Genomic DNA, 14,283 nt, shown 5'->3' with positions numbered 1-14,283 from the left:
GATGTCTACGTCCGCAGACAAGGTCGTCGAGGCGCTTCGCGCCTCGCTCAAGGAGACGGGCCGCCTCCGTCAGCTCAACCAGCAGCTGACCGCTGCCGCCCGGGAGCCCATCGCGATCGTCGCGATGTCCTGCCGCTACCCGGGCGGCGTCGCCAGCCCCGAGCAGCTCTGGGACCTGGTGGCCTCCGGCGGCGACGCCATCGGCGGCTTCCCGACCGACCGGGGCTGGGACCTGGACAACCTGTACGACCCGGACGCCGACCGGGCCGGCCGGTCCACCACCCGGGAGGGCGGCTTCCTCTACGACGCGGCCGACTTCGACGCCGAGTTCTTCGGCATCTCGCCCCGCGAGGCGATGGCGATGGACCCCCAGCAGCGGCTGCTGCTGGAGACGTCGTGGGAGGCGTTCGAGTACGCCGGGATCGCGCCCGCGTCCATGCGTGGGCAGAAGGTCGGCGTCTTCGTCGGCACCGCCGCCAACGGCTACGGGATGGGACCGCAGAGCGAGGCCGAGGGCACCGACGAGGGCTACCTGCTGACGGGTACGGCCACCAGCGTCGTGTCCGGGCGGATCGCGTACGCCCTCGGCCTGGAGGGCCCCGCGGTCACGGTCGACACGGCCTGCTCGTCGTCGCTGGTCGCCCTGCACCTGGCCTGCCAGGCGCTGCGGCAGGGCGACTTCGACCTGGCCCTGGCCGGCGGCGTGTGTGTCATGGCCACCCCCGGCCCCTTCGTGGGCTTCTCCCGGCAGCGGGGGCTCGCCCCCGACGGCCGGTGCAAGTCGTTCGCCGCCGCCGCCGACGGCACGGGCTGGTCCGAGGGCGTCGGCATCCTGCTGGTGGAGCGGCTGTCGGACGCCCAGCGCAAGGGGCACCCCGTCCTCGCCGTGATCGCCGGCAGCGCCGTCAACCAGGACGGCGCGTCCAACGGCCTCACCGCGCCCAACGGGCCGGCCCAGCAGCGGGTGATCCGCCAGGCCCTGGCGAACGCCCGGCTGACCACGGCCGACGTGGACGCCGTCGAGGCGCACGGTACCGGCACCGTCCTCGGCGACCCCATCGAGGCGCAGGCGCTGCTGGCCACGTACGGGCGGGACCGGCCCGCCGACCGGCCGCTGCTGCTCGGTTCGATCAAGTCGAACATCGGTCACAGCCAGTCTGCCGCGGGCGTGGCCGGCGTGATCAAGATGGTGATGGCGATGCGGCACGGGCTCGTGCCGTCCACCCTGCACGTGGACGAGCCGACGCCGAAGGTGGACTGGTCGGCCGGCGAGGTGTCGCTGGTGACCGAGGCCCGGCCGTGGCCGGTCACCGACCGTCCCCGCCGGGCGGCGGTGTCGTCGTTCGGCATCTCCGGCACGAACGCGCACACCATCCTGGAGGAACCGCCCGCCCCCGACGCCGACCAGCCCGCCGACGCCGACTCCGGCCCGGCCCCCGCCCTGCCGGCGGTGCCCGTGCTGCTGTCGGCCCGCTCCGAGGCCGCCCTCAGCGCGCAGGCGGGCCGCTGGGCCCGGTGGCTGGACGCCGACGAGACCCTCCGCACGGTGGACGTCGGCTGGTCGTCGGTGGTGTCGCGCTCCGCGCTGGAACACCGCGCGGTGCTCACCGCCACCGACCGCGAGGACCTGCTGGCCTCGCTGCGCGCCCTCGCCGCCGGCCAGCCGTCCGGCGCGGTCGTCGCCGGTCGGTCGGCCGACCGGGGCCCGCTCGCCGTGCTCTTCTCCGGTCAGGGCGCGCAGCGCGCCGGCATGGGCCGCGAGCTGTACGGGGAGTTCCCGGTCTTCGCCGCCGCCCTCGACGAGGTGTGCGCGCAGCTCGACCCGCTGCTGCCGCGTGCGCTGCGGGAGGTGCTGTTCGCTCCGGAGGGCTCCGCCGAGGCGGCGTTGCTGGACCGGACGGTGTTCACGCAGGCCGGCCTGTTCGCGGTCGAGGTGGCGTTGTTCCGGCTGGTGGAGTCGTTCGGGGTCGCGCCGGAGTTCGTGGGTGGTCATTCGATCGGTGAGGTGACGGCCGCGTATGTGGCCGGGGTGCTGTCGCTGGCCGACGCGTGTGCGCTGGTGGCGGCGCGGGGGCGGCTGATGCAGGCGCTGCCCTCGGGCGGCGGGATGCTGGCCGTCGCGGCTGCCGAGGCGGACGTGCTGGTCACGCTGGACGGGCTGGCCGACGTGGGGATCGCGGCGGTCAACGGGCCGACGGCGGTGGTGGTCTCCGGTGCCGTCGACGCGCTCGACGAGGTGGAGCGGGTCTGGCGGGAGCGGGGCGTACGCACGCGTCGGTTGACGGTGAGTCACGCGTTCCACAGCCCGTTGATGGAGCCGATGCTCGCGGAGTTCCGCGCCGTCCTCGACGGGTTGACGTTCGCGGCGCCGGCGCTGCCGCTCGTGTCGAACGTGACCGGGGCGCTGGCCGACGCCGACGAGATCCGTACGGCCGACTACTGGGTGCGCCACGTCCGCGACGCCGTCCGCTACGCCGACGGAATCACCGCGCTGCGGGCCGCAGGCGTCGACGCGTTCCTGGAGATCGGTCCGCGCAGCGTGCTGACCGCCATGACCCGGGACGCGCTCAGCGGGCAGGAACCGGCCGACGACGACACCCCGGTGATCGCCGTGCCCGTCCTGCGCGCCGACCGTCCCGAGGCGCGGGCCCTGCTCGCCGCCCTCTCCGAGCTGCACGTCAACGGGGTGCCCGTCGACTGGCCGGCCCTCTACTCCGGCGCGGGAGCGACCCCGGTCGCCCTGCCCACGTACGCCTTCCAGCGGCAGCGCTACTGGCCCGAGCAGATGCCGGTCTCGGTCACCGGCCCGGTCAGCCCGGACGTGGTGGACGTCGAGTTCTGGTCCGCCGTGGAGCGCTCCGACGTGGCGGCCCTCGCCGCGCAGCTCGGCGCCGACGGCGCGGCCCTGGACGTCCTGGCCCCGGCCCTGCCGGTCCTGTCGTCCTGGCGCAGGGCGCGGCTGCGGGACGCGGTCGTCGACGGCTGGTCGTACCGGGTGGTGTGGAAGCGGACCGCCGCCCCCGCGCCGGTCACCCCGTCGGGCCGCTGGCTGCTCGTGGCACCGGCCGACGACGCCGCCACGACCGACTGGGCCGAGGCGCTCGCGGGGGCACTGACCGCCGCCGGCGGCGAGGTGTCCCGGCTGGCGGTGGACCCGCTCGCCGAGCGCGACCAGGTGACGTCGCGGGTGGCCGAGGCCGTGGGGGACACCCCGTGCACCGGGATCGTCTCCCTGCTGGGCCTGCTGGAACAGCCGCACCCCGGCCAGCCGGCGGTGCCGCTCGGCACGGCCGCCACGATGACGCTGGTGCAGGCCCTGCACGCCGCCGACGTCGCGGCGCCACTGTGGATGCTCACCCGGGGCGCGGTCGGCACCGGGGACACCGACCCGGTGCGCAGCGTCGCCCAGGGCGGCCTGTGGGGCCTGGCCCGGGTCGCCGGGCTGGAACACCCGCAGCTCTGGGGCGGCCTGGTCGACCTGCCGGACGGCCCCGGGCGTGGTGACTGGGACCACCTGGTGGGCGTCCTGACCGGGGGCGGTCCCGAGGACCAGGTCGCCGTACGACCCTCGGGCGTCTTCGTGCGGCGACTCGTGCGCGCCACGCCGGCGGCCGTGGGCACGGTCGAGCGCTGGCAGCCGTCGGGCACGGTGCTGATCACCGGTGGCACCGGGGCGCTCGGCGCCCACGTGGCCCGCTGGGTGGCGGCCAACGGCGCGGAGCACGTCGTGCTGACCAGCCGCCGGGGCGAGCACGCCCCCGGGGCGGCGGAGCTGCGCGACGAACTGACCGGGCTCGGCGCCCGGGTGACCCTGGTCGCCGCCGACATGGCCGACCGCGCCCGCGTCGAGGCGCTGCTGCGCGACGTCGACGCCGACCCGGCGCCGCTTACGGCGGTGGTGCACGCCGCCGGGGTGGGGCAGCTGACCATGCTGGCCGACACCGACCTCGTCGGGCTGGCCGAGGTGCTGGACGGCAAGATCGCCGGGGCCGTGCACCTGGACGAGCTGCTGGGCGACCGGCCGCTCGACGCGTTCGTGCTCTTCTCCTCCATCGCCGGCATCTGGGGCAGCGGCGGACAGGCCGCGTACGCCGCCGGCAACGCCTTCCTCGACGCCCTCGCCGAGCGGCGCCGCGCCCGCGGCCTGGCCGCCACCGCCGTGGCGTGGGGACCCTGGGCCGACGGCGGCATGGCCAGCGGCGAGGGGCAGGAACTGCTGGCCCGCCGCGGCCTCAGCCCGATGTCCCCGGCCCAGGCCGTGTACGCGCTGCGCAGCGCCGTCGGCCGCGCCGTGCCGTCGGTGACCGTGGCGGACGTCGACTGGTCCCTGTTCACCCCGGCGTTCGCCGCCGCCCGCGCCCGCCCTCTGCTCGACGACATCGCCGAGGCGCGCGACGCCCTGCGCGTCGTCGACGGGCAACCGGAGGACACCGCCGGCGGCGGGCTGCGCCAGCACCTGCTGACGCTGCCCCGCGCCGAGCAGGACCGCCACCTGACCGACCTCGTACGCACGCACACCGCCGCCGTGCTCGGCCACTCCGGCACCGAACTGGTCAAGGCCAACCGGGCCTTCAAGGAGCTGGGCTTCGACTCGCTGACCGCCGTCGAGCTGCGCAACCGGCTCGGCGCCGCCACCGGCCTCAGCCTGCCCACCACCCTGGTCTTCGACTACCCGAACCCGGCCGCCCTCGCCGACCACCTGGCGGCGACGCTGCGCCTGCACGAGGTCGAGACCGTCACCGCCTGGGGCCCCGCCGGGCCGGTGGACGACGACCCGATCGTCATCGTCGGCATGAGCTGCCGCTACCCGGGCGGCGTGGCCAACCCGGACGACCTGTGGAACCTCGTCGCCACCGGGCGCGACGGGATCAGCGGCTTCCCCGAGGACCGGCACTGGGACATGGGTCGGCTGCTGGCCGTCGACGCCGACGGGCAACCCGTCTCGCACACCCGCGAGGGCGGCTTCGTCGACGGCGCCACCACGTTCGACCCGGGCTTCTTCGGCATCTCGCCGCGCGAGGCGGTCGCCATGGACCCGCAGCAGCGCCTGCTGCTGGAGGCGTCCTGGGAGGCCATGGAGCAGGCCGGCATCGACCCGGACGAGCTGCGCGGCAGCCGTACCGGCGTCTTCGTGGGCGCCTCCCCGTCGGGCTACGGCACCACCGACACCCCGGCCGAGCTGGCGGGCTATCAGCTCACCGGCGGCGCGCACAGCGTCATCTCCGGCCGGGTGTCGTACACCTTCGGGCTGGAGGGCCCGGCGGTGACCGTCGACACCGCCTGCTCGTCGTCCCTGGTGGCGGTGCACCTCGCCGCCCAGGCGCTGCGCGGCGGCGAGTGCGACATGGCGCTGGCCGGCGGCGTCACCGTCATGGTGACCCCGGGCGCCTTCGTCGAGTTCTCCCGCCAGGGCGGCCTCGCCCCGGACGGGCGCTGCAAGTCCTTCGCCGCCGACGCCGACGGCACCGGCTGGTCGGAGGGCGTCGGCGTGCTGCTGGTCCAGCGGCTCTCCGACGCCCGGCGGCAGGGCCGTCAGGTGCTCGCCGTGATCGCCGGCAGCGCCGTCAACCAGGACGGCGCGTCCAACGGCCTCACCGCCCCCAACGGGCCGGCCCAGCAGCGGGTGATCCGCCAGGCCCTGGCGAACGCCCGGCTGACCACGGCCGACGTGGACGCCGTCGAGGCGCACGGCACGGGAACGACGCTCGGCGACCCCATCGAGGCGCAGGCCCTGCTGGCCACCTACGGCCAGGGCCGCCCCGCCGACCGGCCGCTGCTGCTCGGCTCGATCAAGTCGAACATCGGCCACAGCCAGGCCGCGGCCGGCGTCGCCGGCATGATCAAGATGGTGCAGGCGATGCGGTACGGCCTGCTCCCGCAGACCCTGCACCTCGACGAGCCGACCCCCCACGTGGACTGGTCCGCCGGCGCGGTGTCCCTGCTGGCCGAGGCGCGCCCCTGGCCGGCGGTGGACCGGCCGCGCCGGGCCGCCGTGTCGTCGTTCGGCATCAGCGGTACGAACGTCCACCTGATCCTGGAGCAGCCGCCCGCGCCGGCCGACGCGGACGAGCCGGACACCGGCGACGAGCCGTCCCGGGCGCCGTCGGTGCTGCCGGTGCTGCTGTCGGCCCGCGACGCGGCCGGGCTGTCGGCGCAGGCCGACCGCTGGGCGGCGTGGCTGAGCGGGGACGAGACCCCGCGTCCGCTGGATGTGGCGTGGTCGTCGGTGGCGTCGCGCTCCGTACTGGAGCACCGGGCGGTCGTGTCCGGGACGAGCCGCGAAGAGCTGCTGGCGGGCCTCGCAGCCGTGGCGGCGGGCGAGCCCTCGGCCGGCGTGGTCAGCGGCCCGGGCGGTCAGCGCGGCCAGCTCGCCCTGCTGTTCTCGGGTCAGGGTGCGCAGCGCGCCGGCATGGGTCGGGACCTGTACGCCGGGTTCCCGGTGTTCGCGGCGGCGTTGGACGAGGTGTGTGCGCAGCTCGATGCGCTGCTGCCGCGCCCGTTGCGGGAGGTGCTGTTCGCGGAGGCGGGCAGTGCCGAGGCGGCGCTGCTGGACCAGACCGTCTTCACCCAGGCCGGGTTGTTCGCGGTCGAGGTGGCGCTGTTCCGGCTGGTGGAGTCGTTCGGGGTCGTGCCGGACATGCTGGCCGGTCACTCGATCGGCGAGGTCACGGCCGCACACGTGGCGGGCGTGCTGTCGCTGGCGGATGCGTGTGCGCTGGTGGCGGCGCGGGGTCGGTTGATGCAGGCGCTGCCGGCCGGTGGCGGCATGCTGGCCGTGGCGGCGGACGAGGCAGCCGTGGCGGAGTCGATCGCCGGGCTGACCGACCGCGTCGGCATCGCCGCCGTCAACGGTCCGACGTCCGTGGTGGTGTCCGGTGCCGTTGACGCGCTCGACGAGGTGGAGCGGGTCTGGCGCGAGCGAGGCACCCGCACTCGCCGGTTGACCGTGAGCCACGCGTTCCACAGTCCGTTGATGGAGCCGATGCTGGCCGAGTTCCGTGCGGTCCTCGACGGGTTGACGTTCTCGGCGCCGTTGCTGCCGGTCGTGTCGAACGTGACGGGTGCGCTGGCCGATGCCGACGAGATCCGCACCTCGGAGTACTGGGTGCGGCACGTGCGGGAGGCCGTCCGGTACGCCGACGGGGTGACCGCCCTGAGGGCCGCCGGGGTGGACACGTTCCTGGAGATCGGGCCGCAGAGCGTTTTGACCGCGATGGCCGGCGACGTGCTGCCCGCCGACGGCGCCGTGCTGGCCGTGGCCGTGCAGCGCCGGGACCGGCCGGAGGCGCACGCGCTGCTGCACGCCCTCGCCGAGCTGCACGTCCACGGCGTGCCCGTGACCTGGCGGCAGTGGTTCGCCGACAGCGGAGCGCGGCGGGTCGACCTGCCCACGTACGCCTTCCACCGGGAGCGGTACTGGCTCCCGCCGGCCGGCCAGTCGGCCGACGTCTCCGGGGCGGGCCTCGGCGTGGCGCGGCACCCGCTGCTCGGCGCGGCGGTGTCGGTTGCCGGCGAGGACATGGTCGTGCTGACGGGCCGACTGTCGGTGTCGACCCACCCGTGGCTCGCCGACCACGTCGTCTCCGGCACCGTGGTCGTGCCGGGCACCGCGCTGGTGGACCTCGTCGTCCGGGCGGGCGACGAGGTCGGCGCGTCCCGCGTGCGTGAGCTGACCGTGCTCGCCCCGCTCGTGCTGCCCGCCACCGGCGGTGGGGTACGGGTCCAGGTCCGCGTCGGTCCCGTCGACGGGACCGGCAGCCGCTCGGTGACCGTGCACTCCCAGCCCGAGGACGACCCGGAGTCGGGCTGGACCCGGCACGCCGACGGCCTCGTCGGCACCCCCACGGTCGACGAGCCCACGCTGGGCGCCTGGCCGCCGCCGGGAGCGTCCGAGGTGGACGTCACCGGCTGGTACGCGACGGTCGCCGAGCACGGACTCTCGTACGGGCCGGTCTTCCGGGGCCTGCGACGGGCGTGGGCCGCCGACGGCGAGGTGTTCGCCGAGGTCGCCCTCCCCGACGAGGTCATCGGCGACCCGGCGGGCTTCGGGGTGCACCCGGCGCTGCTGGACGCCGCCCTGCACCCCGTCGGGCTGCTGCCCGCCGACGAGTCGGGCGGCCCCCGGGTGCCGTTCGCGTTCGAGGGGGTGCAGGTCCACGCAGTCGGGGCCCGGACGCTCCGGGTCCGCCTCACCGCCACCGGTAACTCCGTGCGGCTGGTCGCCGTCGACGAGACCGGTGTGCCGGTGGTGTCGGTGGACTCGCTGACGCTGCGCGAGATGACCGGCCTGGCGGCCGCCCCGGACGAGGCGTACCGGTCCCTGTTCGAGGTCTCCTGGCAGCCCGAGCAGATCACCGCGCCCGACGGCGCGTACGGCTGGGTCGTGCTCGGCGACCGCCCGCTCGACGGCGCCCCGCAGCTTCCGGCGTACGCCGACGTCGCGGCCGTGACCACGGCGGTGACGGACGCAACCGCCCCGGCGGCGCTGCTGCTGCCCGTCACCTCGGCCGCCTCCGGGTCGGACGTGCCCGACGGGGTGCGCTCGGTCACGGCGGACGTCCTCGGCACGGTGCAGGCGTGGCTGGCCGCCGACCCCCTCGCCGACGCGCGGCTGGTCGTGGTGACGCGCGGCGCGGTGGCCACCGGCGCGGACGACCGCGTCACCGACCTGGCGGGGGCGGCGGTCTGGGGCCTGCTGCGTTCGGCCCAGTCGGAACACCCCGGCCGGATCGTGCTGGCCGACCTCGAACCGGACGCCGACCTGGACGCCGACCTGCTGGCCCTGCTCGCCGCCGCCGCCGACGACCCCGCCCTCGGCGGGCAGCTCGCGGTACGGGCGGGCGCGGCATACGTGCCGCGGCTGGTGCGTGCCACCGGCGACGCCCGCACCCCGGCGACCCTGGGCCGGGGGACCGTCCTCGTCACCGGCGGCACCGGCTCGCTCGGCGCCCTGGTGTCCGAACACCTCGTCACCGCGTACGGCGTGCGCTCGCTGGTGCTGGCGTCCCGGCAGGGCCCGGCGGCCCCCGGCGCCGACGAACTGGTGCAGCGGCTGGCCGCGCTGGGCGCGACCGCCCGGGTGGTCGCCACGGACGTGACCGACCGCGAGCGCGTCGGCGAGCTGGTCCGGGCGATCACCGCCGAGGACCGCCTGGCCGGGGTGGTCCACACCGCCGGCGTCCTCGACGACGGCGTGGTCAGCGGGATCACGGCCGACCGGTTGGCGGACGTGCTGGCCCCGAAGGTCACGGCGGGCTGGTGGCTGCACGAGGCGACCGCCGAGCTGGACCTCGACCTCTTCGTGCTCTTCTCCTCCGTCGCCGGGGTGCTCGGCTCTCCCGGCCAGGCCGCCTACGCGGCCGGCAACGCCTTCCTGGACGCCCTCGCCCTGCTGCGGGCGCAGCGCGGGCTGCCCGCCGTCAGCCTCGCCTGGGGCATGTGGGACACCGACGGCATGGCGGCGTCGATCAACGACGCCGACCGGGCCCGGGTGACCCGGGCCGGTCTGGTCCCGATGACCGCCCCCGTCGGGCTCGGGCTGTGGGACGCCGCCCTGACCCACGGCGGCGCGGCCCTGGTGCCGGCCGTGGTCGACCTGCCCGCCATGCGGGCGCAGACCGCCGCGGGCCGGGTGCCGGTGATGCTGCGGGCCCTGGTGGGGCCGGCCGCGAAGCGCCGCCGCTCCGGCACCGGAGCGTGGGCCGACCGGCTGGCCGGACTCGACCCGCAGGAGGCGCGCACCCAGGTGGCCCTGCTGGTTCGCGGGATGATCGCGCAGGTCCTCGGCCACGGCGGCGCCGAGGCGGTGCCGGCGGACCGGGCGTTCCGGGAGCTGGGCTTCGACTCGCTGACCGCCGTCGAGCTGCGCAACCGGATCAACGGCGCGACCGGGCTGCGGCTCACGTCGACGCTCGTCTTCGACTACCCGACCCCCGGCGCCCTGTCGGAGCACCTGTACGAGCAGCTGTCCGGCCAGGTCGCCGACCAGCAGCAGGCCGTGCGGGCGACCACCGTCGACGAGCCGATCGCCATCGTGGGCATGGCCTGCCGCTACCCGGGTGGCGTGACGAGCCCGCAGCAACTGTGGGACCTGGTCGCCGCCGGCACCGACGGCATCGGCGAGTTCCCCACCGACCGGGGCTGGGACCTCGACCGGCTCTTCCACCCCGACCCGGACAATCCCGGGACGTCGTACACCCGCCACGGTGGCTTCCTGTACGGGGCCGCCGACTTCGACCCGGACTTCTTCGGCATCTCGCCCCGCGAGGCGATCGCGATGGACCCGCAGCAGCGCCTGCTGCTGGAGGCCTCGTGGGAGACGTTCGAGTCCGCCGGCCTCGACCCGTCGCGGCTGCGCGGCAGCCGGACCGGCGTCTTCGCCGGGCTCATGTACCACGACTACGCCTCGGGTGTGCAGGACCTGCCCGAGGGCGTGGGCGGTTACCTCGGTACCGGCACCTCCGGCAGCGTGCTGTCGGGTCGGGTGGCGTACACGTTCGGGCTGGAGGGCCCGGCGGTCACGGTGGACACGGCGTGTTCGTCGTCGCTGGTGGCGCTGCACCTGGCGGTGCAGGCGTTGCGCAGTGGTGAGTGTGATCTGGCGTTGGCCGGTGGTGTGACGGTGATGGCGACGCCGGGGACGTTCATCGAGTTCTCGCGGCAGCGTGGTCTGTCGCAGGACGGCCGGTGCAAGTCGTTCGCGGCGTCGGCCGACGGCACGGGCTGGTCCGAGGGCGTGGGTGTGCTGTTGGTGCAGCGCCTCTCCGACGCCCAGCGGGAGGGCCGGCGGATCCACGCGATCGTGCGCGGTACCGCCGTGAACCAGGACGGCGCGTCGAACGGGCTGACCGCCCCGAACGGCCCGTCGCAGCAGCGGGTGATCCGCCAGGCCCTGGCGAACGCCCGCCTGACGCCTGCCGATGTGGACGCGGTCGAGGCGCACGGGACCGGCACGACGTTGGGTGATCCGATCGAGGCGCAGGCTCTGCTGGCCACGTACGGGCAGGAGCGTCCGCAGGACCGGCCGCTGTGGCTGGGCTCGATCAAGTCGAACATCGGCCACACCCAGGCCGCCGCCGGGGTGGCCGGCATCATCAAGATGATCATGGCGATGCGCAACGGACTGCTGCCCTCAACGCTGCACGTCGACGAGCCGTCCCCGCACATCGAGTGGAGCGCCGGGGCGGTCACCCTGCTCACCGAGGCGCGCGACTGGCCCACGGCGGGCCGACCCCGGCGGGCGGCGGTCTCGTCGTTCGGAGTCAGCGGCACCAACGCTCACGTGATCATCGAGCAGCCGCCCGCCGAGGCGGGACCGGCCCGGGGCGAGGGCGCGCCGACGCGCGCCGACGAACCCGCCGCCGGGTCGCTGCCGACCCCCGTACTGCTGTCGGCCCGGTCCGAGACCGCCGTCGCGGCGCAGGCGGACCGCTGGGCCCGCTGGATCGCCGGCGACGAGGCGCTGCGCCCCGTCGACGTCGGCTGGTCGTCGACCGTCAGCCGGGCCGTGCTGGAGCACCGCGCGGTGGTCACCGCGACGGGCCGGGACGAACTGCTGGCCGGGCTGCGTGCCCTCGCCGCCGGCGAGCCGGCCGCCGCCGTGGTCAGCGGCACCGGCACGACGCGTACGCAACTGGCCGTGCTGTTCTCGGGGCAGGGTGCGCAGCGTGCGGGCATGGGTCGGGAGTTGTATGCCGGGTTCCCGGTGTTCGCCGCCGCGCTCGACGAGGTGTGTGCGCAGCTCGATGCGCTGCTGCCGCGTCCGCTGCGGGAGGTGCTGTTCGCGGAGGCGGGCAGTGCCGAGGCGGAGCTGCTGGACCAGACCGTCTTCACCCAGGCCGGTCTGTTCGCGGTCGAGGTGGCGCTGTTCCGCCTCGTGGAGTCGTTCGGGGTCGTTCCCGACATGCTGGCCGGTCACTCGATCGGTGAGGTGACCGCCGCGCACGTCGCCGGGGTGCTGTCCCTGGCGGACGCGTGTGCGCTCGTCGCCGCGCGGGGCCGGCTGATGCAGGCGCTGCCGGCCGGCGGCGGCATGCTGGCCGTGGCCGCCGACGAGGCGGAGGTGGCGGAGTCTCTCGCCGGGTTGACCGACCGGGTGGGTATCGCGGCGGTCAACGGGCCGGCTGCCGTGGTGGTTTCCGGCGCCGTCGAGGCCTTGGACGAGGTGGAGCGGGTCTGGCGGGACCGGGGTGTGCGGACGCGTCGGTTGACGGTGAGTCACGCGTTCCACAGTCCGTTGATGGAGCCGATGCTGGCGGAGTTCCGTGCGGTCCTGTCCGGGTTGACGTTCTCGGCGCCGTTGCTGCCGGTCGTGTCGAACGTGACGGGTGCGCTGGCCGATGCCGACGAGATCCGCACGGCCGAGTACTGGGTGCGGCACGTGCGCGAGGCCGTCCGTTACGCCGACGGGATCACCGCCCTCCGTGAGGCGGGCGTCGACACGTTCCTGGAGATCGGGCCGCAGAGCGTACTGACCGCGATGAACGCCGACCTGCTCGCCGACGACGCGCTCGCGGTGGCCGTCCAGCGCAGGGACCGTCCCGCCCCGCAGGCGCTGCTGCACGCCCTCGCCGAGCTGCACGTCCACGGCGTGCCGGTGACCTGGACGCAGTGGTTCACCGACACCGGCGCCACCCGGGTCGACCTGCCGACGTACGCCTTCCAGCACCAGCGGTACTGGCTCGGCGCGGGCCAGGCACGTACCGCCGACGTCTCCGGCGCGGGCCTCGGCGTGGCCGGGCACCCGCTGCTCGGCGCGGCGGTCACCGTCGCGGGCGCCGACATGGTCGTGCTGACCGGCCGACTGTCGCTCACCACCCACGCGTGGCTCGCCGACCACGTCGTCTCCGGCGCGGTCATCGTGCCCGGTGCCGCCCTGGTCGAGTTGGCCGTGCGGGCGGGCGACGAGGTGGGTGCGTCGCGGGTGCGGGAGTTGACCGTCGCCGCGCCGCTGGTCCTGCCGTCGGCGGGTGCGGTGCGGGTGCAGGTGCGTGTGGGCGCGGCCGACGAGGCCGGCACCCGCGTCGTGGCGGTGCACTCGCAGTCCGAGGGCGATCCGGAGGCCGAGTGGGTCCAGCACGCCGAGGGCGTGCTGGAGCCGGCGTCGGCCGACGAGCCGGGCGTGGGGGAGTGGCCGCCGGCTGGGACGTCCGAGGTGGACGTCACGAGCTGGTACCCGACGCTGGCCGAACACGGCCTGACGTACGGGCCGGTGTTCCAGGGGCTGCGCCGCGTGTGGACCGCCGACGAGGACGTGTACGCCGAGGTGTCCCTGCCGGACGAGGCGGCGACGGAGGCGGCGCGCTTCGGCGTGCACCCCGCGCTGCTGGACGCCGCCCTGCATCCGATCGGGTTGTTGGCCGGTGCGGAGGGCCCGGGTGGGCCGCGGGTGCCGTTCGCGTTCGAGGGTGTGCAGGTGTACGCCTCGGGTGCGCGGGTGTTGCGGGTGCGGCTGTCGCGTACGGGTTCTGCGGTGCGGCTGGTCGCGTGTGACGAGTCGGGTGCGGCCGTGGTGTCGGTGGACTCCCTGGTCCTGCGCGAGCTGACCGGCGTGGCGGCGGCGGGTGCGGCGGCCCGCTCGCTGTTCGAACTCACCTGGCAGGCCCAGGAGGTCACTCCGGCCGGGGACGTCTCCGGGTGGGCGCTGCTGGGCGCGCCGGCCACCGCCGACCTGCCGGCGTACGGCGACGTCGAGGCGCTCGTCGCGGGGGTCGACGCCGGCCGGGCGGTCGCGCCGAAGGGGCTGCTGCTGCCGCTCGACGCGCCGGAGACCGCCGTCCCCGACGCGGTACGCGCGGCGACCTCGCACGTGCTGGCGACGGTGCAGTCCTGGCTGGCGGCGGACGCGCTGGCGGAGTCGCGGCTCGTGGTGGTGACCCGGGGCGCGGTCTCGGTCGGTGCCGACGACCGGGTGGCCGACCTGGCGGGTGCGGCGGTGTGGGGTCTGCTGCGCTCGGCGCAGTCGGAGCACCCGGGCCGGATCGTCCTGGCGGACGTGGACGGCGACGTGGATGCCGGGACGATCGCCGTCCTGGCGGCGGTGGCCGATGAGCCGTCGACTCACGGTGGTCAGGTCGCGGTGCGCTCGGGTGGGGTGTTCGTGCCGCGTCTGGTGCGCGCGGTCGCCCCGTCGTCGGTGGAGGCGCCGGTCGTGGGTGACGGCGCGGTGCTGGTGACCGGTGGTACGGGCGCGCTGGGTGCGCTGGTGGCGGAGCACCTGGTGTCGGTGCACGGCGTGCGCTCTCTGGTGCTGGTGTCGCGGCGTGGCCCGGAGGCCGCGGGTGC

At 75.7% G+C, this 14,283-nt stretch carries 1 protein-coding gene; it reads left to right on the top strand.

What is annotated here, in order from left to right; translation table 11 throughout:
• Position 1: 1 nt before the first annotated feature.
• A partial coding sequence (locus tag ACTMS2_RS28410; protein ID WP_441178127.1) for a type I polyketide synthase occupies positions 2–14,283 on the top strand: 14,282 nt, incomplete at its 3' end.

It is taken from the genome of Micromonospora sp. SD12 (genome assembly GCF_052068495.1).
Classification (GTDB): Bacteria; Actinomycetota; Actinomycetes; order Mycobacteriales; family Micromonosporaceae; genus Micromonospora; species Micromonospora echinofusca.
Note: the sequence above shows the minus strand (reverse complement) of the source record. Positions and strands in the feature narration are given on the sequence as shown.